We start from the raw sequence: 26877 nt of genomic DNA, 5'->3' as shown, positions 1-26877 counted from the left end.
AGCCTGATTTGTCAGCCACTTTCGGCATTGTCGATCTGTTCGCCGGTCCAGGCGGACTTGGCGAGGGCTTTGCCTCCCTCGTCGAGGACGGACATGCGCCGTTCCGGATCGGCATCTCGGTCGAGAAGGAGGCATCGGCCCATCGCACGCTGACGCTGCGCGCGTTCCTTCGTGAATACCAAGCGCTTCACGGTATCTTGCCCGAACAGTTCATCGATTTCCATGCGGGGCTTGTTCCCGAGCCGGACTGGTCAGCAGTCGACGCTGAAGCGTGGCTGCTTGCCATTGATGAGGCTCGTGCACTCGAACTAGGCACTGAGTCCGCTGCAAGGGCGATTGACGGTGCCATCGCGAAGCTGCGCAAAAACTATGACGATACGATTCTCATCGGCGGACCGCCCTGTCAGGCGTATTCCCTGGTAGGGCGCGCCCGGGCGAAGGGCAAGATTGGCTATGTGCCTGAAGAAGATGAGCGGCACTACCTGTTCCGAGAGTATATCCGCGTGCTCGACAGGCTTCGTCCCGCTGCGTTCGTGATGGAAAACGTCAAGGGCATGCTGTCCTCGACTATCGAAAGCCGACTTGTCTTCGAGATGTTGATGGAGGACCTGTCCTCGCTTGGTAGGGGCCAAGGTCATCATTACGATCTGCTCGCGGTCCGGGTGGAAGATGGAAAAGCCAGCCTGCAAGAAGCAGCGCGACCGTCTGATTTCATCGTGCGTGCCGAGGAGTTCGGGGTCCCGCAACGGCGTCACAGGGTGATCATCGTCGGAATTCGGTCCGACCTTGCGGGTAAGGCTGCGCGCGCCGAGATTGCCGTCTCGGGTTTGACGCGAACGGTCAGCGACGTGATCGGGACTATGCCTGACCTGCGCAGCGGCATCAGTCGTGGTCGAGACGATCCATCGGCGTGGCGAGACGTGGTTGTCGAAGCGGCGAAACTTCTGGCCAAAATCCATAAAGGGAAAGAGAATGCTCGGCTTCGGGAGGCATTCTCATGCGTTGCCAAGCGAATGAAGTCGGAAGCGCTAAGCCGTCGGACAGCGTCTTGCCAGCCGGATGGTTATGGCACCTCAAACGATGAACTGCTGCGCTGGCTTGAGCGGCCAGAATTGCGCGCCATTGCCCAGCACGAGACGCGCGGGCACATGCCCTCGGATCTTGGACGGTATCTGTTCGCCGGTGTGTTTGGGGCAGTCCGCGGCTACAGCCCGAAGGCTGCCGATTTTCCGCTCACGCTCAGCCCGGATCACCGGAACTGGCACAGTGGCGTCTTCAACGACCGATTTCGAGTTCAACTTGCCGACGCGGCCGCGACTACGGTAACGAGCCACATTTCCAAGGATGGGCATTACTTCATCCATCCTGATCCGATGCAGTGTCGGAGCCTGACAGTGCGCGAGGCCGCAAGGCTGCAGACCTTCCCCGACGACTATCTGTTCCTTGGCAATCGGACCCAGCAGTATGTCCAGGTCGGAAACGCGGTGCCGCCGTTTCTAGCAAGGCAGATTGCGAAACTGCTAAATGTTGCAGTGAAATAGGGAGCTAATAGGCTTTCGAGTTCGGTTGAAACTGGACGTTACTCTTTGAAGTATCTCGATACGAATTCCATGCCCTTGTCGGTGATCTTAAAGCCGCCCCGAATATCCTGCGCATAGCCTTGGTAGATGAAGTTCGACTTGCTAGTCTTATGGGACTTGAGGTTGCGGACTATCTGCGAAAACTTAGAGTCTTTCCTGCTTTCATTAGTCGCCATATGCTCATCTTTTAGTCTCACAAAATTGGGTAATGATTGGATCAATTCTCTGGTCGTAATCTCTCCGTTCTGGCGGAAGGACATGATGAGCAAAGCATATTTCCAAAGGTCTTTTCCCAAGTTGATTTCTGCCGGATCAGCGATCTTATCCGTCGGGTTGGCAGGGGGGAGGAATTCTGTTTCGCCCAAGCTCCAGTCAGTCTCTTGGTGGTCCCATCGAATGAAATCGACCTCATGAAAGGTACCTCGCGCCTGCTCTCCGTGGTTGTCGTTGAAGTATTGTTCTGCGCTCGTCTCAACTTCGAATTCAGGGATGAAAATGCCTTCCTCGACAAATCCTCGTGACGTGGCGCTGTAAATCGAATCCGCAGTCTTTGTATCAGATGGTCCATCGCCGATTTGAGAGACGTTGGAGGTCTCGCTTGATAGTTTTCCGTGGCCACCCTCAACAGGAAATTCATGATCCGTCTTGTGCTTCGAAACAGATATCGATCGCCGTCTTATCCGTTGAAAGAATGATTTTGCCTTTCCCAACAAAATCAATCTAACTTCTCCACGTCAGGTTTCACAATCCGCTTTGTTGGCGATTCATCTGAGCCCAAAGCTCAACCATTGTATTCACCGAAGTTCCTGGATTGAACCATGCGGCGCTGGAAATTCAGCAGCTCTGACCTTCACCCACGTATCCGCGCGCTTCGCGACTTCCGAGAACTGCTGGCCTGGGGCGATCCGGTTGAACTCCGCGTTCACAATCACCGCCCAGTCCCAGAGCAGGTCGCGTAAACCACCGGAAATCCCCTGCCGCATCCAGACCTGCTGTAGATCGAGCCTGTCGCCAAGTTTCTCCGAAACAACGGCAACGACATAGGTGGCAATGTTCACATAGCCTTGACGAAAGATCTCTTTCGCATCTTTCGCTTTTATCATGCTTTCGACCGCCTTGAAAATGATGACTTTAGCAATCATCGCGCGATACCAAGTTGCATCAAGTGGACTTGGAACGAGATTTGGATTGTCGTCGAGTGCGTCCATGAGTGCTTTGAAATTCTTTTCGCCCGCCAGCGCGACCTGGTTGGGCTTCCCTCGCCAAGCCTCATGGTACTTTGCAATGTCGGTCTTGGTCAGTTTGCGTCTTGGCGGAATCATCTCCTTCAACTTGCGACGTTTGGCAGGTGTGGTGCCCTCTCTCAGCAGCATGACGTTGTAGGCGCCAGCCGCCCTCTCGTAGAACCAGCGGGTAGCGCCATCTGGGCACCAAGTGTCGTTCGCAAGTTTTTCGAGCTCTCGGTGGAATGGGCGATTTGCCGAGAGATCTGACATTTTCACTGCGTTCTGGCTGTTGGCATAACGCGAGACGTTGCTGATCAACCGTTCACGCGCATCGTCTTGAGACCCCTTGAGTATGATGATCTTCGCCGGAACCATGACATGGCTCAGATCGATGGTGCGATCATCGCGCGAGGCGAAATAGATGCTCGAGGTTGTCTGGCCGCCGTTCACGATCTGCAACCCCTTCAAGAACGATAAACCGAGATTGCCGTCATCAGAGCGCTCGAATGCAGCCTCGTCGCAGACTAGCACAAGGCCGTTGTTGAATGCGAGAAAGTGCTCCGGTTCCTTTCGGAGCGTTTCGACTATGCCCTTGTTTACCGCACGCTTGTTTCCGAGGAACGTGCGGATGTTGGCTTCGAGCAGCGTCGTGCCATAGCGAAGATAAAGATCCCGAATGAGTTGGCCGGGAATGGCCGTCAGGGCGTATTCATAATCTGCGTCAGGGTCAGGAACGTGGACACAAGGTAGAAGCCGACCTATCGACTGGACGAAACTGACCGCAAGTTCATCCCGTGGCTTGCCCTCGGTGTGTCGAAACAGCCGCTCGATGTCCATCGCCTCGACAGCGACCATCTTCTGATGAACCTCCTTGTTCGAGAACCGCTTGGTCTTGGTTCGCCCGTCGGTGATCACGAACACCCGAAGCCGGTCGATGTCGTTCCATCGTGAACGGATGGTTGCGACGAGGTCCCTGACAGGGTGGGTGGGGTCAATTTTCGTGTCGAGCTGGCCACTCGCAGCGCGAAACAGAAAACGCACGCCTTCACTGGCGGTTCCAGTGGCATCCGAGTCACGCAGATCGTTCAACTCATCCGTCCCGAAATAGTGGGTCACGAACAGGTCGAGCGCGGTTTCATCTGAGCTGAGAGCATAACCGGTGATGCGCAATTTGGCGTTGCCGACTTTGCCGTTCCAATGGCAAACGGTCGGCGCGTCGCATATTCCGGTTTCCGCCACATGCTCCATGACCATTTCGGCAAAGACGAGTTCCTCCGAAGGAAAGGGGCCCTCACCATCAGCCACGCGTTCGGCGATGATCGTCTGCAAGTCAGATCGGAAATTGTGGTGAAATTCTTCAAGGCTCATGTCAGTCCAGTCCAAATTCGTTGATAAGCTCGGTGATGCCGACGGAGGCGACTTCCAGAGCATCGAGGTCGAGTACATATGCAGCTGAACGGATGGCTACCGGCAGGGCAGCACGCGTGAGTCGCGGCATGTCACCTTCCGACCGAAATCCCCTTGCGTCCTTCAACGTCAGCGTTCGGCCATAAAGCGGCGCGTGCTCATCGAGGTACCCCATCACCATCAGCAAAGCTTCGAAGCCGCGTTGCACTCCAGCATGCTTAAATCTCTCGCGGAGTTCGGAGACGAGATCGACGAGTGACAAACCGTCCGTGTTTTCCTCGAATCGAAACCCACAAAGAAAAATGGGCGCCCGATTACCATCCAGCTGCTCGATGCTATTGATCCGGGCAAGGAAGCTACCGGTCCGAACCGTGCTCTTCACTTCGATCGCGCCGCCGCGTACGTGAAAATCCTGCGCCGCCTTCAATGGTCCCTGCCAGCAGTCGAGAGCACCGGCTCCCAAGGAGGTGTCCGCGAGCAATCTGAGCATCCATAATTCGCCGAGCAGACCAATCTGTGCATCGGGTGAGAGAGGGCGGTGCGTTCGCGCCATGAACGCTTGCCACTCCCTAACCCGTTCAAGGAAGGCCTCTATCACGTCACGATTGGGCGTGTCGGCGGCGGCTTCCAGTGTTCGCAAGACATCAATGACCATGATGGCGAAGATGTCCGGCGACCCTTCCGGCCGTCTCACCAAGGCGATGGCCGTCTTTCCAGAAACGACAGTCTGACCCTCGATAAAGGCGACATCGAAACCCTTGCCTTCAGGCAGCCTTGCTGGGTTCACTGACCAAGAGCTAGGAAAGGAGACAATCAACGCTTCTCGTCCAAGGGGAAAGTGGCAGCCTGCCTCAACTGAGACTGCGCCCATCCCGGTGAGGTGAACAAAGCGCCAGTCTTCACTGGCTTCCTGGCGCGCGAGCGCTCTCCATGCCCGTGCTAGCCCTTCTTCAGTCCACCCAGTCATTGAGGCCTCCCCAGAGAACGCTGTTGGCGATGTACCTCGAGTTAGAGACCCTTCTCTCGGAAGTGCTCGATGGGAAACTGATTGCCCAAGCTACTACGGGATGGGCATCTGCGAGTTCTGGAACCTCAGCACCGGCAGGATCGAGCAGGTAGAGCATTAGCAGGCCGCGTTCTCGTCGAGCCGGAATGCTCGCTTCAACCACGCCGTTTCCGAGAACGTGACGGATCTGCGGACCTCTTGGTTCGGACGGTGGTTCCTTGCCTTCGTTTCTATCCGTATCATTGCGCCAGGTTTTTTGGCTGAGTTCGAGGGCGGCCTTCCACTCTGCCTCTGTCAGATCTATGGCTTGATCGCGGGGGGAAATGAGAGTTTTGATAGAGTATCGATCCGCATGCTCAGCTGCTCTGCGGCGATCCAACATTTTGACTGACGCTCCGCCAACCGACTTTTCTGTTCCTGGCTGATCTTTTCCGATCAGGGCCACGGTCCAGTCCGTAAGTTCTTGATCTTTGTTCATTTCCTCGATGAAGTCTGCGATCAGTGGGCTCATGATCCGGAAGCTGGCCGCGTGGGTCCTGTACTCCCGGAGGAACGAGATCACGCTGAGTGCCGACACATTTCGCCACAGGTGGCCGTTCCACTTCTGACCGTCGGGCACGAAGTGCTGATGGTTCAGGTCTGTCGATGGGCCAAGTGCGCTGATGAAGCGATCCGCAGCATTGAAGTTTGCCGCGATGTCGTCCTTTCGGTTCGGAAACACAATGGTCTGCAGCAGATCGCCGGAATAGGTTAGCTGCATTGCGCGCGCGTTTCGCATCTTTGCCCGCGATGTTACGGTCAGCACGGAGTGGGATTTCACGCGCAGGCCGAACTGCTTGGGCGTAGCACCGGCCGCAACCATATTGTCAAACTCTTGGCGTAGCTCTTCGGCTGCATCGGCGATATGGCCGAACCACTCCACCATTTCTTGGGATGTGTATAGGCGGCAGACATCGAGATAGCCGTCACGGTACCCGAACCACCGACCCATTTGCATAAGTGTGTCGTACATGCGTGCAGTTCGCAGGAAGTAGCTTGTACAGAGACCCTCAAGCGTCAGACCACGCGCCAGCTTGTCGCCACCGATGGCAATAACCTTCAGGCCGGTGGCGTCATTCTCGGCATAATCGAGAGCGTCCTTCGCCGTGCCGTTGATCTCTCGCACGCGAATGTCCGACAGAACGTCCGGCAGAACGTCACGAATATCCGTCCATGAGAAGTCTTCCAGCGTCTCTCCTTCGACAAGGGCATCTCGGATCCCGCGCATCCCGGGTAGGAAGGTCGCTTCATATTCCTCGCGCATCGATGCTTCGAGAGAAGCGAGTTCGATGCCGCGGGTGTATCGGCCTTTCATGTCCCTCACGTAGGAGGCTACCTGATTGAAGACTTCATTCTGCACAGAGGTGAAGCGGGTCACGTGAATTAGCATGGAGGAGTGCTTGTCGCCGTGTCCGCGCAGTTTTCGTATGGCACAGGCATAAACGAATGACCGGATCGCTTCCGCGAGCGAGTCCGGTACGCGATCTTCGCCCATCCAGCGTGGTCGATGCCCGTTTTTGTGCGGCTTCATTTCAGGTGAAGTTGTCGACTTGCTAGGCATCCAAGGCTGGAATTCATCGTCTGATAAGGTGCGCACCAGTGGCAGGTCTTCTGGCGTGCTTGAAGCGGACCCGAACACGCGCCCCGGTCCGACGTAGTTCGATGGTGCGGCAAGGTTGGTGATGAATGCGGACGGGAACAGGTCGGGGCCATGCTCCTGCGTCTCACCGCGCTCATGAATGAAGATGTTTGCAAAGGGTGTGGCTGTGTAGCCGACGTATGCCTTGCGCGCAAAGTGGTGCAGAATCGCCCGGATCAGCCTGTTGATGGTTTTCGGTTGATGCTCGAGATCTGGATTGCCAAAATCATCCACGACGTCTTCGCCCGTATCCACTGAACCATGATCGGACTCGTCGTCGATCACAAGAATTGGCAAATTGGTGACCAGCTTGCGACCTGTTACGGGATCGATGTGATTGGCGACGCGATTGCGGATCCAGTGTAGCAAGCGCTCCAGGACCGTCTTGTTTTTCTTGACCACGAACAGCCACGGTCGCTGCTCGGGACTGATATTCATTTTGGCCGCGACAGCCGTATTGAAGTCGCCCTTGTCACTTCGATTGGTTGCGGCATTGGGACGGACGGATGTGTCGTTGTCGATCAGCCCGACCCCGACCGCAGGGAGCTCATCGGCGTCCGCGATCGTGGCAAAGCCGAGAAACCCCTCGTCGAGGCGGATCTGGGTCTGGGCTCTCAGGTTGTTGTGCAGACCGGCAAGCACGATGATGATCTTGTAACCGGCGTCAGCAGCCTTGCAGATCAGACCGGTGTAGTTCCCGGTCTTTCCCGACTGCACGTGGCCGACGACCAGACCGCGACGATCCCATGCGCCTTCACGGATCGGATCCTCGAGGTTCGACAGGACCTCATCGGTGGCCACGTCGAGGGCGTCGAGGGCCGTCCACGGGATACGCGTCTCCATGTATTCGGAATAGCGTTGCCAGTATGTCCAGCCCCTTTTTCTGTCAGCGTCGAGCCACGGAATATGGTCCTCTCCGCTCGATAGGGTGGCATTCTGGCCAACTGTGCGGCTCGATCGACGGATCAGTTCGTCAACGAGCGCGTCCCGATCGACGAGGGCAAAATCGTCCTCCATCATAATCGCGAGCTTGGTCAGCTCCTTTTCGATCATTTCTGGCGTGACAGGGCTCTGAGCCCGCTCTGCAGCGAGGCGGAGCATGTTCTGTGCCATGGAAAGTATTGAATCGAAAGCCTTCTGGTTCGAAATCGTCATTGTGTGTCTTTCACTTCAAGGGCTGCAACCAGTTCGAGGTGGCGGTCGAATGGGGGCGTGCGACCGAGTCGATCGCGCGCCTCGGTCGGGCTGAGTCCGCGAAACTTCACGAGTGCTTCAAACATTGAGGACAGTGTTTCCATAACTTCGTTGTCGGGTGCCCCGGCGAAGCCTGTTCTTGGCGTCTCCTTGTCATCCGCCGTGTCCAGCCAGATGCGCTGAACGGGAACGGTCTCCTCGACTAGTCTGAGAAGAGCGAGGATGTCGGACTTGACCGGACCGGCGCGATTCAGGATCGAGGCGACAAGGTCATGGTCCCGAGCAATTCGGTAGGAAGTCCCGTGTGCTGAGCGGCGCACCTGCCAAGCCTCTGCAACAGCGTTCGACCGCGAGCCTGAAACAGGTGTAATGTGACCCCGGTGGGCGAAGACCCGTCTCGCTGTATCTCGCGTTTCAGAGGCCAGCCGGTGAAGTTGAGATCGCAGACGCACGGGTGGACTGGCGGTTGACTTCAGGACATTGATCTTCCAATCGGCGTCCGCGCTGTTCGGTATGTCGAGCCGTATGCGGGCTAGCCGGTGGGCTTCATCGCGCGCCCAAGGCTTTCCGCCATCGCCTAGGCCCAGCCAGCCCCCGGCGAGAAGGAGACGCTTGTTGCGGTAAACGTAAAAGCCCTCCTGCTGCGTCCATCCTCCGGGCCCGGATGCGGATTCTTGCTCGGTGGGCTTAAGCATGTCGCGATGCGGAAGGACATGGCATTGAACTGTAACACCCGTAGTGTGGAGTATGCGATACTCCGAGCTTTCGAGCGCTTTGCCGGGATGTCCCATCAGGTACGGATCCCACGCCTTCACTGCTCTGCCGTTTAGAAGGAGGCGCAGCCTTGGCCGCTGGCCATCAAGGAGGCGATGAAAGGTCATTGCTAGATGCGCCTCGACTCGGTCGGCGAGCTCGATCATGTCAGTGGCGGTGAAGCCATCGGTCACGACACGATCTAGTTTTTCCAAAAGAACGATGGTGCCTTGGTTCATCTTCTCGAGCGGCGCCAGCAGATGCTCAGATTTTGGATCAGGCCCCTCGAAGAGCGGCCATTCGGCGTCCGGCTCCTGACCGATTAGGTCGAGATCCCAGCGCAGGCACACAACAGGTCCACCATTCTGCCGACTGGCCACGGTCAGTCGTCGAGCCTGCGAGAAACTGGCTGTCTTCAGGCCTAATCCGAAGCGCCCGAGGTCGCTGGCGGCGCGTTCCACCCGCGGATCGCTCGCGCCAAGCCGCATTCCGGCCTCCAGAGCCGCGTCGTCCATACCGTCGCCGTCATCAACGATCCTTATCCAACTCTCCGGGCCGCCCCATTCGAGATGGATAGCGACCTCGCTCGAATTTGCCGTGATGGAATTGTCGACCAAATCGGCCAGTGCAGTAGGAGGTGCGTAGCCGAGCCCGCGAAGTGACTCGAGCATCGAGCCAGCATGAGGAGGAGCATTTCTAACAGCCATGCTTAGTCCCACGAACCGTTCTGTAACTTGCTTTTCGCCAAATACCACGCTGCTTAAGCTCAGTTTTGACCTCTTCAATGCTGAGGCCGCCGAGCTCTAGGGCAATTGCACTCAAGGACTTGCCGCTCTTCCAAGATTTCTTGAGAATATCGATCTCGTGCTCACTTAGTTGTGTTGCTCTTTTTACTTGCTTGCTTTCTTTATCCACCTGCGCATCCGCGCTTGTATTATCTGGCTTGCCTTCCTGTTGTTTCTTTGGTGCGAGCGGTGTCTGGCCTATGCCGACTTGATAACCCAAAGAAATACTGAGACTCTTTTTGCGGACCGGATGGGAAAGGCGATCAAGGCCCTTGGCCTCGATCTGTCGAATGCGCTCGCGCGTCACGCCGTAGAGCTGACCGATTTCCTCAAGGGTCATCTCAGAATCACGTCCGATACCAAACCGCATCCGGATAACATCAGCCTGACGTTCCGGAAGTTCAGCCAGTGCGTCTGTCACGATCCTTTCGGTTTCTGCCTGGTCGAAGACATCCGCTTCTGACGACTCGGGCAGCAGGTTGTCCCAGTCGTCAATGCTCGCGGGATATTCGGCTTCACGCGGAATGCTGCGGAACTGTCTGACCTCGTCGATTGTCCATTCCAGCTCTTCAGCGAGTTCGAGGTCGGAAACGGTGCCGCCAACCCGGACGTCCATCGTGTCGAGGGCGCGATCAAGCTTGGTAATCTTCTCGGTCCGATGCACGGGGATGCGGATCGTCGTGCCCTCGTCAGCCCGCCATCGCTTGATGGCCTGCCGCATCCAGTAAGTGGCGTATATGAGGAAGCGATAACCACGCTCGGGATCAAATCGTTTTGTGGAACGCTGCAGACCCATGAACGCCACCTGGAAGACGTCCTCTGGATCCTCGCCTTCCTCCACGTTCCGCGAAGCAAATCGCCGCACGTACGGCAGGTGTTCGCGGATAAGGTTCTCGGTGGTGGATTCGGAGACCAGAATTTCCGCTTCCAGCTGGCTGGCTTGGACTTGGTGCGCGGGGACCTGTTCCAGTCTGCAGACCAATTCTTTATGAAACGCCAGAGAGAGATCAAGTGACTCGAGCGCCGCGAGTGCTTCTCTTCGTCGTTTGCCGTCCATCACCCGACCGTTGGCGTGCCAAGACCTCAGGGCATCCGCGGCGGCCATGACTTCGGACGTCTCTGCATGGCCGGGGCGCGAGGGAACGATGGTTCTCAGCGAAACAGAGCCGGGATCTCGTGAACCGTCCCGGATACTGTCGAAGACATCGAGAATCACTTCGACGGCAATTTCGGAGGCAAGAATGCCAAGATGGAGTTCCTGCTTCGCCCGCATCATGGGCTCCAGCAGTTGCAGCTCGTCTGACTTGCCCATGACGAAGCGCTGTGTCCCGGGCAGTCGCGTCGCACGCGTGAGAGTTGCCTCGATCACGTCAGCAAGGTCATCGGACGATACGTCCGATCTGGCGTCCCAGAGCCCGGCGTCGTGCCCGTTCGCCTGATCGATGTTGAAGCCTGCAGCCTCCAGGTTGCGCTGTAGATTGTTTCGCAATTCCTCGAGATCACCATTTCCTTCACAGTTGGCGACCAAGCCGTCGACATCTTGGAAAGAGCACCATCCCTTCGCCAGAATTCCCTCTGCCCAGATGATGCAGATCTCCGGATCGATCGACAGACGCGTGCCGATCTGGACTACAGCGCGTTTGAGCGATTGCCGACCGCGGTTGCGCACCGTCAGGAAGTCATTTTCTGCACCGTGATCGGCGGGTACTACAGCGCTGGAGCCGATACCCTCTCCGGCAATCGGTGCAGGTGAGAGGTCGAGATCCCAATCCCCGTCCTCATCGTCCGAGACCACGGGTGCCGGACTTACGAGCGCGACGAATGTCCCCGAAACAGTTTCACTCGATGACTCGGCGAAGAACTCCTCTGGCTCTTCCTCGGCCTCGAAACCAAGCAAATCGTCAAGGTCATCCAGCTGGTTGGTTGCCGCCGCAGTTTGCGCAATCTCCGGGCTAAGCCGTTGCTCTGGAACGGCAAAGGGTTGCGCGGCAACATCTAGGGGTACTTCGCTTTTTCTTTCGGAGCTGCTAGTTTTCGCTCCGTCTTTTTCCCACAAGCCGAGGCGATGCGCCTTGCTTAGCACTGCGTTGCGGCTTACCCCGCCCAATTCCCTCGATATCTGGTTCGCACTCCGGCCCTCGGACCACATCCCCTTCAGAAGTTCGACCCGGTCATCAGTCCAAGAGATTTCCGTGCTCCTCTCATGGCTATCCCGACCAACGTCATCCGGTCCTATATCATTGACCACTGAGAGATGAGCTTGGGGAATGGCCTCGATCATGTCCGCAGTAGTCTCCGGGATCGGGCTCTTCTCGTGCGCGTCGAGGCTGGCGATCTCCTGCGAGGTAGTAAGCGAAGACAGAAGTTGCGATGCGAGCTTGTGGCCCTCTGCATGCGCCACGTCAGCGGGGCTCCGCCGTTCATGGTTCAGCGCACCAGGATCTGCGCCAGACCTAATGAACAGATCGCAAAGCGCAAGATTACCCATGCGAGCTGCTAGGTGGAGCGGTGTGTCCCCCTTTGGGTCGATCGCGTGAAAGCGTTGGGATGCAACGAACTCATGCATCCTATCCTGTCGAGCCTCAATAATCTGGCGTATTTCCGAGGGTGTCAGAAGATCCTGAGTGCTATGTTCGCTCCGCGAGGTGTCGGCATCTACAGAATCGGTGCGATCGACCAAGGAAACGGGATCGATTTCGCGAGATTGATCAGTGTCGCCCGTCGACAAAGTTGTCAGATCATCTTCAATCTCAAGAACTTGGAACCAGGCATTGCTGCACTCTGAGCACTCCAGATCCCGCCCACTCTCTGGAATGAACGAGCGTTCAATCTCGTAGCAAGCGGAACAACTTGGGCACGTGATCCTGATTGCTTCTGCCGGAGGCTGTCCGGCAGGTTTCACCATTGGGTGGATTGATTTGCTGTCCGGGTTGTCTTCGAAAAGGATTTCATTGGGCTCAGTATCGGCGCTCGATCCTAGAACTTCCTTTCTGCTTTTCTTCTGGACAACCTCTTGAGAATCTAAGCCAGAGCTTTTGTGTGCAGTTTCTGGCGTGGCCGTATATCTCATCACCTTGGCGTCTACTTCTTCCCATGTCTCTCCATGGGATTTGCCGGATAAATGCAGATCTTTTGTGGCAACAGAATGGCTTTCAGAAACCGAAATGTCTTCTGCTTCTAGTCCACCAAAGCGTCCTTCTGTTGGACTTGGAGAAGTTCGAGTGACGGGATTGCCGGAGGCGAAATCTGCACTGCGAGCTTCTAAATGAAGTGGCGACTCCTTGTCAGGAGTGAGGGAACTAAGAACTGGGATCTGCGTGAATGAAGGAAGGACATCTAAATGCTCGTCTGCAATGTGGGGCACTTCGGCTCGACCAACCGGATCGCTCTCGGAGTCGATTTGCCCCTCGGAGCGACGGCCGAGGAGCCGGGACAGCCTATCCATGAATTTCATGGAGGGCCTCCCTGTTGAGAAGCACGATCTGCTGATCCGTTGGCGCGCGGGCGCTTGGGTCTGTATCGAGTCCCAGACGCCGGAGTGCATAATAAAGCAGCGCGCGGCGGACCTTAATCTTCGCCTTGCCCCCACGCATTCCGTAGTCAAGCGCAATGACCTTCGCTTGCGTTTCCGAAAGAGCGGGGTGGGGCCCGATCTCAAGATTTACTTCCGTGTTCCAGTCTCGGTCATCTTCGCCTGATATCTCATTCTTCCGCGACCCGCGGATTTCGAGCATCCGAGAGAGAAGGAAGTCTTTAAAAGTCTCATCGGTCAGGCAGAAGGCCCGTGTGTGCCATCGGAAGCCGTCGAAGCCGATGGCGTGAGGCGCGATCCACCGCCAGCTCGGCTCGGGGCGCGAAAGGGACTGATACTTCACCTCGATGGCCTCTGATCGGCGGATGGCACCGACAACGGATCGCAGAGTGACAGGGTTTACCCCACGGGCCGGGGTTGGCGCAGCATCATAGGATGGAAGTTCGGCGATCCAAGTATCGTCGCTGTCGAGGATGCCATCGGCCAAAGACCGTAGCTGTGCGAGGTAGCGGCTGGCGTCAGGTTTCAGGAACTGTGCAACGTAGTCGGGACCACGGACATACGTCCGCGCGCTCTTGTCATAGACCATGTTGTCCGGAGCGAAGCCGATGTAGCGGTTCAGGTCGGCGGACGCTTGGTTCACCGACAGCCCGAACTGTTCCATCAAGTCGCTGCGGTTCACTCGCCCCTCCCAAAACAATCGGAACTCGATGAACTCGAGGCGCTGCGCGACTCCCCAACGAAGCTCCGATTTGTCACTATCCACTTCGCACTCCCAGCTCGGCGCGTTTGATTAATATGCGCGCCCATTTTTTGTGCTGTTCGGAGGCTAGCGGGGAGTCATGTCGTGTTCAATCGAAATGCTTCGTAAGATTGTCTTTTTCGCGCTGTCGCAGCCTTGGGAGGGACGAGCTTGGTTGCTCAGCCTTCAGCCGGTAGCTCGTCAGGAAAGCTCTGAACCTCGCGTTCAAAGGCCTCGACGTCGGACACTCTGTAAACGACCCGGCCGCCAATCTTCAGGTATCGCGGACCTTCCTGGGCCCAACGCCAGCGTTCAAGTGTTCGGTGGCTGATCTTCCAGCGGGCCGCTAGTTCTATCTGACTCAGACATACTTCGCTCATTTTCGTCTCCTTTTGCGCAACTCACTTCGGTCGCAAGAGAACGAATGCGTGAGAAGAAAACCTATTCAAGTCGGTAGGTTGCGTGCTCGAAGGCTATGTTCGAAACAGGCGGAGAGGGCGTGAATTGGCGCAAGCCTTAGAAGCGGCGTCGGAACGTTCGGGATAGAGCGGCCCCCTTCGGCATGGGGTCGGACACTTTTCTCAAGATTTCAGGGATTTTCGTGGCGTCTAGACTCGATCCGAAACGCCAAAACAGCCGAATTGCGGAGCGAGTCATTCCCTCCGCCATTATCTCGAGAAACTGAAAGTTAACAGGTTGCCGTTGCGGTTTGTCGGGATCTTGTCCCCCAAAATCACGGAAGACAGGTTAACGAACCTTGTGAATTGTCCGTCGCCCGATGCATCAAAGCCCCCATTAGGACACCGTCGTGGGCGAGAATCGCGGTGTGATTGGTGGGGCGCAACAGCTCGAGTTCCTAAGCAAGATGACGCGATCCTGGTCTGCAAGCTCAATTGCCAGTCAAATACTGCCGCCCAGAGCAACGCATTCTAGTCACAGCTTTGTCGAGCGATTTGCGAACAGTGTGGCAATGGCGGTGGCAGCCTTTGCGATGGCGACGATGGTGTCAGTGCGCTCCATCGGCACTGCAGTCAACACTTGGCACGAGAAGATCAGGAGTTCTTGAGAGCGTGCAAGATTGTCATGGCCCACGGGGTCGGGAGGGAATGCGTGGCAATCCTGTTTCGGACGGGCAGGATGCCAGGGGTGAAGCGGTCGTTGCAATAACTGGGTGTTGAATGCAGTCCCTGTCGTGCGCCATTTCGCGTTTTATCAGACACGGTATTCCCAGAGCTGCATTGCGTTCTGGATGGTCCTGACAACAAGGCCTGGACGGCCGGCTGACAGTCGGGCGTTGCTTCCAGATTGGCATGTGTCAAAAGTGACCCATTCCGTTGATTTTTTCTTGCCAGGCTGTCTTTTTCCGCGCAACGCGTAATCTTGGGCTATGCAATATCTGAGATTTGCCTTGATGATGCTTGCCCTCTTGTGCACACGCCCGGCGTCTGCACAGGAGCTGCGGGTGCTGACATCCTTTCCACCTGAGTTTTCGGCGGCCTATACGAAAATGTGGGATGCGCGCGACCCCACAACCGAGATCCGGGTTTTGAACAAGAACACCGTGGCCGCAATCGACGAGATCCTGCGCGGCAATAGCCGGGGGTTTGACGTCTTCTGGTCCTCCTCACCCGAAGCGTTCGAGTTGTTGCAACGCAACGACGCTTTTGCTCAAGCGGATATATGCGGCGCAACGGGCCCGGCGTCGGTGGCTCCTTTTGCACTGTCTTCGGTTGGGTGGGCGCGGCGTTCTGACAGCACCTTGTTCATGCCTGCGAACTGGAACGACCTGTTGCGCCCCCTTTATCGGGACAAGATCGCGATGGCGCGTCCTGCCCGCTCCGGTTCGACGCACATGCTGGTTGAACAAATTTTGCTGGTGCGCGGTTGGGAAGAAGGGTGGCGCTTTCTGCTGGAACTGTCAGGCAACCTGTCCACCCTGACCGCGCGCAGCTATGGGGTGCCGGATGGATTGATCAACGAACGGTTTCAGATTGGCCTGACCATCGACTTTCTGTCCCAATCCAAGTCCGACAAGCTGGATTTCCGCTATGGTCGACCGATTGTTCTGGCGGCTGCACGTGTCGGGATTCTCAGGGGGGGGCAGGCACCGCACAAGGCCTGCGAGTTTGTGCGGATGCTGTTGTCGCGGGAAGGGCAAATGACCCTATTGGAACCTGAGATTTCACGCATCCCCTTCGATTCCGACCTGCGCGCCGAAGTAGAAGAACAACTGCCACCGGATGTGATCGACGCGTTGAAGCTCGCGTGGTTCGACTATGATGCGCAGCAGTCCTCCAATCGCTATTGGTCGGTGAATACATTGTTCGATATTCTGATCACAGATCGTCTGGTTGAAAGGCGAAACCTGTGGCGTCGCTTTCACGCTCTGGACGGTAAGGTGTCGCCCAGTGACCTGATTGCGCCTCGGTTGCTTCTGACGGCGGTCCCCGTGTCAGAAGATGAAGCGTTGAAAGCCAGCCTGCAACGACAGGACGAGGATCAATCCGAACTACAATCGGGGTCCGGCGCGTCGGAGCGGGAATTGGTGCGGATGTGGCGGGCGCGCACGGCGGCGCAGCTTGTGCAGGCGGATCAGGCCTTGCGCAGGCTTGAACAACAGGCGTCGCAGTGAGACGACTGTGGGATCATATCGCCCCTCGTATCTGGACGCGCCTGTTCCTGATGGTGCTGGCTGCAATCCTGCTGACATGGATCGTGTTGGGGGTATCATTCTATTGGTTGGGCGGCGCCCGTTCAGTGGTGACGGATCTTGGAACAACGCAGGTGCCGAAACTGACCCGAACCACCCGACTGTCCGCCCAGACAGCTGATCTGGCGATGTTGAGCAATCGCATATTGTCGGATCGGTCAGAGGGCTCGGCTGTGCTGGACAAGAAGCTCCGAACCTCGATTGCCGAGCTGGGAGAGTTCATTGACGACGGTTTTGACACCGCGATCACCCGGCAGGACGCCGAGGCGTTGCAACACCAGTTGGCGCTGGTGATCCGTAGCGTTGAAAAGGTCGCACAAATTGAAACCAGCCTGTTGACCCAAATCGACCAGTTGCGGTGGCTGAACGCCGATATCCAGGACGAGGCTGCCGCCGTCATGTCGGATTTTGCTTTCAATATCGAAGTGTTGACGCGCCGGATGATCGACGAACCAGACCCCTTGATAAGGCGCCAGATGGCGGGTGTGCTGGCCGCGGAACTGCGGCTGCAAACGACTTTCTCAAATATCGGGAATGACACCGCCACGGCGACAACGCTGGCCATCCAGATTTCGACCAGTCAATCTCTGGCGCAGCTCAGGCAATTTGAAAACCTGGTGGCGGATGCCTTGGCGCGGGTGAACGCGAGTATCGAAACACTGCCGCCCAAGGCCGAATATCTTTTTCTTCGGCAGGCGGCTGTCACCTTGGCCCGCGTGACCACCCATCCAAGCGGAGTTGTGCAGGTTCGACGGGATTGGCACGAAACGCGCGACCAGTTGGGCAACCAGCTTGAATCCGTTCTGGACTTGTTGAACCACATGCAGGGACAATTGCTGATCGAGGCTGAAATCCAGCGCAATGCTATCCTGTCGATCAGTGATGGGTTCCTGAAGAACGCGACGTTCACCATGCGGCTGTTGATGGTGCTGACGATCCTGGCGGCGGCAGGTGGGCTTTCGATCCTGTTTTACTACGTTCGCCCGTCGATCATCCGACCTATGGAAAGGTTGACCAGCGCGATGCGCCAGATCGCCGAAGGCGGGCGTCCGGCGCTGGACGATCTTCCGGTCCGCAACGATGAAATTGCCGGGCTGGCAACGGCAGTGACCGCTTTTGAGAATTCGGTGGTCGAACGGGATCAGGCGATCCGTGATCTGCGTCAAACCCAAAGCGAACTTGTACAGGCGGGCAAGATGGCGGCGCTGGGCAACCTTTCTGCCGGGATCGGGCACGAGTTGAACCAACCACTTGGGGCGATCCGGCAACGCCTTCACCTGTTGCAAACTGCCATCGAAAAAGGTGACGCTGTGCGGCAGTCGGCACAGATTGGCAAGATCGACGACCTGGTATCGCGGATGGAGCGCATCATCTCGCATTTGCGAAAATTTGCCCGGCGGTCCGAGTATTTGCGTGAACACGTTTCATTGGCACGTTCGCTGCGCAATGCTCAGGAACTGTTGCAAGCGCAGATGGCAGATCACCGTATAACCGTCGAAATCGACCCAAAGCTGGAAGAAGCCGTCGTGATCGGGGACGCGATCCTGATCGAGCAGGTTCTGGTCAATCTTCTGTCCAACTCCTGCGATGCGATTGCGGCGACCGAACAGCCGGGCACAATCACGATCCGAAAAGAGGAAGGCGGGCAGGGCATGCTGACCTTCTCGGTCGTCGACACCGGGATCGGTTTGGGTGATCTGGCGCCTGAACGCGCGTTTGATCCCTTTGTAACCACCAAAGAGCCGGGAGCGGGGCTGGGGCTTGGTTTGTCGATCTCGTTCAACATTGTCAACGGGATGAACGGGACATTGTCGCTTGGCCCTCGTGCGGATGTCGGGACACGGGCGACAGTGACGCTGCCGCAGGGAGAGACGGAATATGAAACACGACACGCATGACATCTATGTTGTCGATGACGATCAGGATTTCCGCGAGGCCACCTGTGAACTTCTGGAAGAAGAAGGCCTGGCGCCGCGTGGGTTTGCCGAAGGTCGGGCAATGCTGGACAGTCTGGATCCCGAGTGGGACGGAGTTATTCTGTGTGACGTGCGTATGGGGGGCATGGACGGGTTTGACGTGCTGAAAGCGGTGAGAAATGCTGCGCCTGAAGTGCCATTCATCATGATCACCGGACACGGGGACGTGCGATTGGCCATCGCGGCGATCAAGGCGGGGGCCTATGATTTTCTGGAAAAGCCGGTGCAGCCGGATGTGCTTCTCAGCACGATCCGACGCACCCTGAATGCCCGAAAACTTGTCATAGAAAACAAGAAATTACGCAGGCGAGTGGCGCATCGCGGCGGGATGGTCAGCCAACTTGTTGGCCGTTCCGATGCGATGCGCACCTGTCGCAAAGCCTTGTTGAACCTGGCCCCGTTGCCCGTCACCGTGACACTGTCCGGTGAAGCAGGCACCGGCAAATCGCTGGCCGCCCGGATGCTGCATGATTATGGAGAAGGATCTGGTGAATTTCACGTGATCAATTGCGCCATGGTTGATGCCGATGGTCTGATTGGTGTGTTGAACGATGTTCCACCCGACACTGACACGCTTTTTATACGAGCGGTTCACAAGCTGGATATGACCGCCCAAACACAGCTTGCCGATTACTTGCGCCAACAGGATCGACCGCGGGTCATCCTGTCCTATACCGGGTCTTTGAAAGCCCCCGAAGTTACAACCATCCTGAGCGATGAACTTCTGTATCTGGTAAATGTCGCGACGGTCGAAATGCCGGCGCTCAGGGAACGCGGTCGGGATGTCTACCTGTTGCTGGAAACCTTCCTGCGTGAAGCGGCGGCACGATATGAAAAACGGCTTCCGAACGTCACGAAAGAGATGCTGACGCCGTTGGGCAAATATGATTGGCCCGGAAATGTGCGCGAATTGCGCAACGTGGCGGAACGTATGATCATTGGCTTGGGCATGAACCTGCAACCGTCGTCGCGCAGCGGCGCCGTGGTGCATCAATCCTATGAAGATGCGATGCTGAGTTTCGAACGCGAGCTTTTGGAGCAGACGCTCAGGGAAACAGCGGGGCGAAAAGGGGCAGCGGCGGAACGTCTCGCGATTCCCCGAAAGCGGCTTTACCTGCGCATGAAGGCAGTCGGGCTTCTGAAATCGGGTCAGGATTGACCTAAACGATGTGTCAAAACTGACGCATTTCGCACCGTTTGTCTTTGTTTGCAGCAAAGTTTGACGGACACGCGGTCCCCTGAAAATCTTTGCCATATGCGCAGGAGGAGCGCGCTCAAGGCCACAGGGAGGCAAACATGAAAAAACTACTCTACACATCCATCGCAGCCACGGCGCTTTCGGCCGGAGGTGCGCTGGCGGACGGCAAGGTAACCGTCATCACATCGTTCCCGGATTCAATGACCGGTCCGATCGAGGCCGCATTTGAAGCTGCCCATCCGGAATATGATCTTGAGGTTCTGAACAAGAAAACCTCGGCCGGGGTTAAATACATCCAGGAAATCGCCGGTGATAACACTGCTGATATTTTCTGGGCGTCGGCACCTGATGCCTTCGAAGTGCTGAAAAGCGACGGGCTGCTGGCTGATGTCACCATCAAATCCGAGGGAATCCCGGAACGCATCGGCGCCTATCCCCTGAATGACCCGGACGGGAAGTATTACGGCTTTGCTGGCGCCGGATACGGCATCATGTGGAACGAACGCTATCTGAAGGCCAACGGGCTTGAACCCGCCACCGAATGGGATGATCTGGCCAAGGCTGAATATCACGGCCATGTGGGCATGTCGGCCCCGTCGCGGTCCGGCACCACCCACCTGACGGTCGAAACCCTGTTGCAGGGCGAAGGTTGGGACGAAGGCTGGGCCAAGTGGAAACGGATCGCGGGCAACTTCTCGACCGTGACGGAACGCAGCTTTGGCGTGCCGGATGGGGTGAACACCGGCAATTTCGGTCTGGGCATCGTGATCGACTTCTTCGGGTTTTCGTCCAAGGCGTCGGGCTTTCCAGTTGATTTCGCCTATCCGACCGTGACCGCGCTGGTTCCGGCCAATGTGGCAGTCGTCAACAACGCCCCGAACGAGGCGGGCGCCGTGGCCTTCATCGAATATCTGCTGACCCCCGAAGGGCAATCTGTTCTGCTCGACCCGGCGATCATGCGGCTGCCGATCAACCCGGCCACCTATGCCAATGCCCCCGAAGACTTCCCGAATCCGTTCGAGGATTCGACCATCGGTGCGACGGTGGAATTTGACGTGGCCAAATCGGGCGCACGCTACAACCTCGTCAATTCGATGTTCGACGTGATGATCACCTATCGTCTGGACGATCTGCGCGCCGCCGTCGGGGCCATTCAGGCCGCCGAGGCCGCTCATGCCGACAGCGGCAATGAAGAGGCAAAAGCCCTGATCGCCGAGGCCTGGGCCTTGATCGACGCCAACCCGATCGACGAGGCGAAAAGCCTGGATCCTGAGTTTGCGGGCATCTTCACCAAGAAGCGCAAGAAAGCCACCGACGAGGTCGGCGCGCGTCAGGCTGAGGTCGAACAGGAATGGGACGCGATGGTTGTCGCGAACTATGCCAAGGCCAAAGAACTGGCCGACAAAGCCGCAGGAATGTAAATGCCTCCCTGTCGGACCCCGTTGCTGGGGTCTGGCCGCGCTGCCACCGCGCATGTTGCGGTGGCAGCCATTCAAGAAAGCCTGAGACATGTCACAGAACACCTCTCCCCCTGCGGCCACGCGGGCAGGTCTTGCCGACCGTCTGCCGCGCTGGCTTGTGCCGAACCTGACGGGCGTGCACCTTGTCGCCGTTTTTATTGCACTGCTGCTGATCGGCCTGTTGCTGGTGCCCGTTGCGCAGGTGATGGTGGTCGCTTTTCAAGACCCGGCCACCGGCGCTGCCACGCTTCAGAACTTTGCTGATTTCTTCAACACATCGCTGTTTCGCGAAAGTTTCTGGAATTCTTTCTATGTCTCGGCCATGTCGGTGGTTGTTGCGACCGTGATCGCACTGCCCCTGGCCTATATCACCACACGGTTTCACTTTTCCGGGTCGATCCTGATCCAAAGTCTGGGGTTCATCCCGCTGATCATGCCGCCTTTCGTCGGTGCGGTGGCGATGCAGTTGATCTTTGGCCGCAACGGCACGGTGAACCTGCTTCTACGCGACTGGTTCGGTTTTGACATTCCGTTCATGGAGGGGCTGAACGGTGTGATCCTTGTCCAATCCATCCACTATTTCCCCTTCATCCTGATCAACCTGTCCGCCTCGTTGCGCAACATTGACCGCTCGATGGAGGAAGCCGCCCAGAACCTTGGCAGCCACGGTTTGCGCCTGTTTCGGCGCATCGTGTTTCCGCTCGCCATGCCGGGCTATATCGCGGGGGCGGCGTTGGTGTTCATCAAGGTGTTTGACGATCTGGGCACGCCGCTGTTGCTGAACGTCAACAACATGTTGGCCCCGCAGGCGTTCCTGCGCATCTCGTCCATCGGGATCAGCGATCCGATGGGTTACGTGATCTCGGTCATACTGGTCGTGTTCTCGGTGCTTTCGCTGTGGGCGTCGTTCCTGTTCATGCGCGGCAAGGATTACGCCACCGTGCAAAAGGGCGGAGGCGGCATGGCAAAGCGCACCCTGAAGCCCAGCGAAAAGGTGCTGGCTTATGCCGCCGTAATCTTCATTCTGCTGTTGGTTCTGTCGCCGCATATCGGCCTGCTGCTGCTGTCTTTCGGCACCATCTGGTCCTTCGCGCCGCTGCCCGATGGCTATACGCTGCAGAACTATGTGACCATGTGGGAAGGGTCGAAGACCTTCATCCTGAACACGGTTCTTTATGCGGGTATCGCGGCCACGCTGGATGTGATCATCGGCACCGCAATTGCCTATATCGTGCTGCGCACGCAGATTTTCGGGCGCAAGGGGCTGGATTATCTGGCCACCGCCGCTCTGGCGGTGCCGGGGGTGGTGCTGGGCATCGGATACCTGCGCACCTTCCACGCCATCGACGTGCCCTTCACCGGCGAACCAATGGCAAGCTGGTGGGTGATCATCGCGCTGGCCCTGATGATCCGGCGTCTGCCCTATGCCCTGCGTGCCTGCACGGCCGCCTTGCAACAGGTCAGCCACGCGTTGGAAGAAGCCGCCGAAAGCCTTGGCGCGACCAAGCGGCGGTCCATCCAGAAGATCGTAATCCCCCTGATGACCGGCGGCATTCTGGCGGGTTTCGTCACCAGTTTTGCCACCGCCGCGGTCGAATTGTCCGCCACGATCATGCTGGTCAGTTCAAACAATGACGCGCCGCTGGCTTACGGCATCTATCTGTTCATGCAGACCCCGTCGGGACGTGGCGCAGGCGCTGCCCTTGGTATCGTCGCGGTCATCGTTGTCGCCATCGGCACCATCGCGTCGCAGATCATCATTGAACGCGACAAGAAACTGAAGTCATCGGGCGACGCTCACTGAGCCTTGAAGGGATATGGAAATGAAAAAAGCTGGTATCACGATCGAAAATGTCCATCTGGCCTTTGGCGACACCGAGGTTCTGAAGGGCGTCAATCTTGACATTCAACCGGGCGAGTTCTTCGCCTTTCTGGGCCCGTCCGGGTCGGGCAAATCCACGCTTTTGCGTGCGATTGCCGGGTTTGGCCCCACGCCCAAGGGGCGCATTTTGATTGGCGACAGGGATGTGGTCGGGCTGGACCCGTGGAAGCGCAATGTGGGGATGGTGTTTCAATCCTATGCGCTGTGGCCGCATATGTCAGTGCGCGACAATGTGGGGTTCGGGCTGAAGGAACGCAAAGTGCCCTCGGCCCAGATCAAGACCAAGGTCGATGCGGCACTGGAACTTGTTGACCTTGCCCATCTGGCCGACCGGATGCCCAACCAACTGTCGGGCGGTCAGCAACAGCGCATCGCGCTGGCCCGCACCGTTGTGGTGGAGCCTGACGTTCTGTTGCTGGACGAACCCCTGTCCAACCTTGATGCGTCCCTGCGCGTTCACATGCGCCGTGAGCTTTTGCGCCTGCAGAGGCAGCTGGGTCTGACCACGATTTTCGTGACCCATGATCAGGAGGAGGCCAACACCACCTGCGACCGCATGGCGGTTCTGGATGGCGGCGTGATCCAGCAAGTCGGGTCGCCGTTGGAGCTATACGACCGCCCCGAAAACCTGTTCGTCGCCAATTTCCTTGGCACCGCCAACATTCTGGAAGGCCGGGTCGAGGTCGACGGCAGCGCCCGACGCTTTGTGACCAACACGGGCGATCAGCTGTCGTTGCCCGAGGGCAGCACGGGCGAAGGTGGTAACATCGTTTTGCGGCCTCAAAACATCTCGATCAGTCGCACACAGGCCGCGGATTCACTGCCCGGCACAGTCCAGCACAGCGAGTTTCTGGGCAGCCAGATCCGGTATCTGGTGTCCGCTGGCGGCACCGAGATCGTGGTGGACCAAAGCCACCGTGCCGGCCATGATTGGATCGAAACCGGGGCCGATGTGCATCTGGTCGCAAACACGCAAAGCGCGGTGGTTCTGTAAATGACGACACTTCCCAAGCTGACCATGCCGCATGACGTTTTCCTTCTGCGCCACGGCGAAACCGAATGGAACAAAGACCACCGGGTGCAGGGGCAAAAGAACTCGGACCTGACCAAGCTGGGCCGTGCGCAGGCCTGCGAGCAGGCCAAGATCCTGCGCGGCATCCGCCCCACGTTGCCCGAACATACGCTGTGGGCCAGCCCGCTTCGCCGGGCGCAAGACACCGCAAAGCTGGCGTTTGAGGGCGCGGGTTTTGCCACGGATGCCCGCCTGTCGGAAATCAATTGCGGCGCCTGGGAGGGCACAACGCACACAGAGCGTCTGGCGCGTGATCCCGACATCGTGGCGGGGCTGCAATCTGAATTCGACATGTATACCAGCGGGCCGGGTGGTGAAGGCACGCATGAACTGGCAACACGCCTGCACGCGTTTCTGTCCGAGCTGCAAGGCCCCGCAATTATCGTGTCGCACAAGGTGGCCATCGTGGTCATGCGCGCGCTTTTGACGGGCGACCCGGACGGGCTTCATTGCAGTCTGGTTCCCGCACAAGGCAGCGTGTTGCAGATCTCGGACAACAGGGCAATCATGCATCAAAACCCTCGGGTCCAGAGTGGCAGCGCGGCAAATCTGACCAATATCATTGTGTAACAGACCCAGGGCGCTGCCCGTGGCCGATAGTCAGTCTGGTTGGTGGGGAAGATCTCATTGACGCACCGTTCTGCTTCTGGGACCGTTGCGCAACCTGACGCAAGGCTGGAACATGACCGACCCTGATCTTCACGACCTCACCCACGACCGCGATCTTGGGATCACGCTGCCGGACGGCACCCGTTTGTCGGCGCGTGTCTGGATGCCGGTGGATGCGATGGACCGCCCGGTTCCGGCGATCCTGGAATATCTGCCCTATCGCAAGACTGATGGCACCGCCGAGCGGGATGCCGGGATGCATCCCTGGATCGCGCAGCGGGGCTATGCCTGTCTGCGGGTGGATCGGCGGGGATGTGGCGAAAGCGAAGGCTTGTTTGATGATGAGTATTCGGAGCAGGAGTTGCAGGACGGCGAAGATGTGATCGAATGGATCGCGCGCCAGTCCTGGTGCACCGGCGCAGTGGGGATGCAGGGCATATCCTGGGGCGGGTTCAACAGCCTGCAAATCGCAGCTCGTGCACCCGCTGCGCTGAAAGCGGTGATCACCATCGGCTCGACCGTCGACCGCTATGCCGATGATGTGCATTACAAAGGCGGCATTCAGCATTCGGACAATATCAGTTGGGCTGCGACGGTGCTGTCGTGGTTTTCGATGCCGCCCGATCCTAAACAGGTGGGCGACAGATGGCGGTCAATGTGGCTTGAACGGTTGCAAAACACGCCACCCCTGCCGCGCATATGGGCCGAACACCGGGATCGCGATGCTTATTGGAAGCACGGGTCGATCTGCGAGGATTACGGTGCGATCAAGGCGGCAGTTCTGGCTTTTGGTGGCTTGCATGACGGGTATCGCAACACGATGAGGCATCTGGTCGAAAACCTCGATGTGCCGGTGAAGGGGGTGGCCGGACCGTGGGGGCATAAATATCCGCATATCTCGCAGATCGGCCCCTCGATCGGGTATCTGCAAGAGGCGCTGCGCTGGTGGGACCACTGGTTGAAGGGTGTCGACAATGGCGTCGAGCAAGACCCGGCCTGGCGGGCCTATGTCATGGACAGCGCAACACCTGATCCGGTTGCAAGCCATCGCGACGGGCGGTGGATATGCGACCAAACCCTGCCTTCGGCGCAAGAGCAGGTTCAAGAACTGACATTGGGGAACGAACTGACAGGCGCCTTGCCCGCAATCGTCGCCCCGGATCTGCGACACGGTGAACAATGCGGCGAGTTTTTCACCTTCGGCTTCGGGTCGGGGGAATTGCCGGATGATCAGCAGCCAGATGATGCCCGCAGCGCCTGTTTTGACAGTCAGGCGCAGGTCAGTGGCGTCGATATCGTCGGGCGACCAATGGTCCGCTTGCGGGTGGCGGCGGATCGTCCACGCGCGCAAATTGTGGTGCGGCTGTGTGATCTCAGACCCGATGGCACCTCGATGCTGATCACCATGGGCTTGCTGGATCTGCGCAACCGGGATGGGTTCGAGGCTAAGCGCGACCTGGTTCCCGGCCAGCCGGTCGATGTCACGCTGGCGCTTGACGAGACCGCCTATCACCTGCCCGAGGGTCATCGCCTGCGACTGGCGGTGGCAGGCAGCTACTGGCCATACTCTTGGCCGGAACCTGATCCGGTGACCCTGACGATTACCGCCGGGCAACTTGGCCTTCCTGTACGCGCAGGCGCGAAGGGTGATGAATGGACATTTCCGCCCCCGGTCTCGGCCCCGCCAAGACGCACACAATTGCTGCGCAACGGGCAGGACGAGAAAACGCGCAAGGTCGATGAGAAGACGGGTCGGATCACCCTGACCATATCTTCAGACCATGGCCGGGTCGAGGATCTGGAAACCGGGATCATCTCTGACAGCGCGGTGCGCGAGGTCTGGACGATTGATCCGGCCAACCCGGCGGATGCGCAGGCCATGATCACATGGCACCGCAGTTTCGGGCGCGCACACTGGGGCGTGTCGACCCGGGCTGAAACCGCGATGCGCGGGGCGCCGGATCATTTCAAGATCACCCAACGGCTGGTTGCCGAAGAGGATGGCGAGACCGTGTTTGATCGTTCATGGGCGCACAAGGTCAGGCGATAGCGTGGGCGCGAAGCCGA

General features: G+C 57.9%; 17 protein-coding genes. 9 read left to right on the top strand and 8 right to left on the bottom strand.

From position 1 onward, the window contains the following. Positions 1–8 precede the first annotated feature (8 nt). On the top strand, positions 9–1541 hold the full coding sequence (locus MUY21_RS01005; RefSeq protein WP_248408558.1) for a DNA cytosine methyltransferase: 1533 nt from the start codon (positions 9–11) through the stop codon (positions 1539–1541). Between the two features lie 38 nt (positions 1542–1579). Here the strand turns inward: MUY21_RS01005 and MUY21_RS01000 are convergent, their stop codons facing one another. The 8 genes from MUY21_RS01000 to MUY21_RS00965 form a co-directional block, all read right to left on the bottom strand. Next, entirely contained in the window at positions 1580–2299 is a 720-nt protein-coding gene (locus MUY21_RS01000) for a hypothetical protein (protein WP_248408557.1), read from the bottom strand. A 75-nt stretch (positions 2300–2374) separates the two neighbouring features. Continuing rightward, positions 2375–4174, bottom strand: a complete 1800-nt coding sequence (locus MUY21_RS00995; protein WP_248408556.1) for an AIPR family protein — start codon at positions 4172–4174, stop codon at positions 2375–2377. Between the two features lies 1 nt (position 4175). After that, the gene (locus tag MUY21_RS00990) at positions 4176–5180 is read right to left on the bottom strand and encodes a PD-(D/E)XK motif protein (protein ID WP_248408555.1); all 1005 of its coding nucleotides are present in this window, start codon (positions 5178–5180) and stop codon (positions 4176–4178) included. Beyond that, positions 5164–8052, bottom strand: a complete 2889-nt coding sequence (locus tag MUY21_RS00985; RefSeq protein ID WP_248408554.1) for a Z1 domain-containing protein — start codon at positions 8050–8052, stop codon at positions 5164–5166. Before MUY21_RS00985 ends, MUY21_RS00990 begins: the two co-directional genes overlap by 17 nt. Next, positions 8049–9551, bottom strand: coding sequence for an ATP-binding protein (locus tag MUY21_RS00980; RefSeq protein WP_248408553.1), 1503 nt, complete (start codon positions 9549–9551; stop codon positions 8049–8051). Before MUY21_RS00980 ends, MUY21_RS00985 begins: the two co-directional genes overlap by 4 nt. After that, positions 9541–13083, bottom strand: coding sequence for a sigma-70 family RNA polymerase sigma factor (locus MUY21_RS00975; protein ID WP_248408552.1), 3543 nt, complete (start codon positions 13081–13083; stop codon positions 9541–9543). Before MUY21_RS00975 ends, MUY21_RS00980 begins: the two co-directional genes overlap by 11 nt. Beyond that, on the bottom strand, positions 13067–13927 hold the full coding sequence (locus MUY21_RS00970; RefSeq protein WP_248408551.1) for a WYL domain-containing protein: 861 nt from the start codon (positions 13925–13927) through the stop codon (positions 13067–13069). The genes MUY21_RS00975 and MUY21_RS00970 overlap by 17 nt, the downstream gene beginning before the upstream one ends. A gap of 155 nt (positions 13928–14082) precedes the next feature. Continuing rightward, positions 14083–14283: a helix-turn-helix domain-containing protein gene (locus MUY21_RS00965; RefSeq protein WP_248408550.1), complete on the bottom strand. Its 201-nt coding sequence runs from the start codon at positions 14281–14283 to the stop codon at positions 14083–14085. Positions 14284–15365: 1082 nt separating this feature from the next. On the opposite strand from MUY21_RS00965, the gene MUY21_RS00960 reads away from it, so the two are divergent. The 8 genes from MUY21_RS00960 to MUY21_RS00925 all read left to right on the top strand — a co-directional run bounded on the left by MUY21_RS00960 (position 15366) and on the right by MUY21_RS00925 (position 26860). Beyond that, entirely contained in the window at positions 15366–16535 is a 1170-nt protein-coding gene (locus MUY21_RS00960; protein WP_248408549.1) for a substrate-binding domain-containing protein, read from the top strand. Beyond that, complete coding sequence (locus tag MUY21_RS00955; RefSeq protein WP_248408548.1) at positions 16532–18511, top strand: ATP-binding protein; 1980 nt, start codon at positions 16532–16534, stop codon at positions 18509–18511. Before MUY21_RS00960 ends, MUY21_RS00955 begins: the two co-directional genes overlap by 4 nt. Beyond that, positions 18492–19748: a sigma-54 dependent transcriptional regulator gene (locus MUY21_RS00950; protein ID WP_248408547.1), complete on the top strand. Its 1257-nt coding sequence runs from the start codon at positions 18492–18494 to the stop codon at positions 19746–19748. The genes MUY21_RS00955 and MUY21_RS00950 overlap by 20 nt, the downstream gene beginning before the upstream one ends. A 137-nt stretch (positions 19749–19885) precedes the next feature. Further along, positions 19886–21208, top strand: a complete 1323-nt coding sequence (locus tag MUY21_RS00945; RefSeq protein WP_248408546.1) for an extracellular solute-binding protein — start codon at positions 19886–19888, stop codon at positions 21206–21208. 88 nt (positions 21209–21296) lie between these two features. Then, positions 21297–23051, top strand: a complete 1755-nt coding sequence (locus MUY21_RS00940) for an iron ABC transporter permease (protein WP_248408545.1) — start codon at positions 21297–21299, stop codon at positions 23049–23051. A gap of 19 nt (positions 23052–23070) precedes the next feature. Beyond that, positions 23071–24123: an ABC transporter ATP-binding protein gene (locus tag MUY21_RS00935; protein ID WP_248408544.1), complete on the top strand. Its 1053-nt coding sequence runs from the start codon at positions 23071–23073 to the stop codon at positions 24121–24123. Then, positions 24124–24771: a histidine phosphatase family protein gene (locus MUY21_RS00930; RefSeq protein ID WP_248408543.1), complete on the top strand. Its 648-nt coding sequence runs from the start codon at positions 24124–24126 to the stop codon at positions 24769–24771. It abuts the gene before it with no gap. A gap of 112 nt (positions 24772–24883) precedes the next feature. Beyond that, the gene (locus MUY21_RS00925; protein ID WP_248408542.1) at positions 24884–26860 is read left to right on the top strand and encodes a CocE/NonD family hydrolase; all 1977 of its coding nucleotides are present in this window, start codon (positions 24884–24886) and stop codon (positions 26858–26860) included. The last annotated feature ends 17 nt before the right edge of the window (positions 26861–26877 follow it).

This window comes from Aliiroseovarius sp. S2029, from assembly GCF_023195575.1.
Classification (GTDB): domain Bacteria; phylum Pseudomonadota; class Alphaproteobacteria; order Rhodobacterales; family Rhodobacteraceae; genus Aliiroseovarius; species Aliiroseovarius zhejiangensis.
This window is presented reverse-complemented; position numbering and strand designations above follow the sequence as displayed.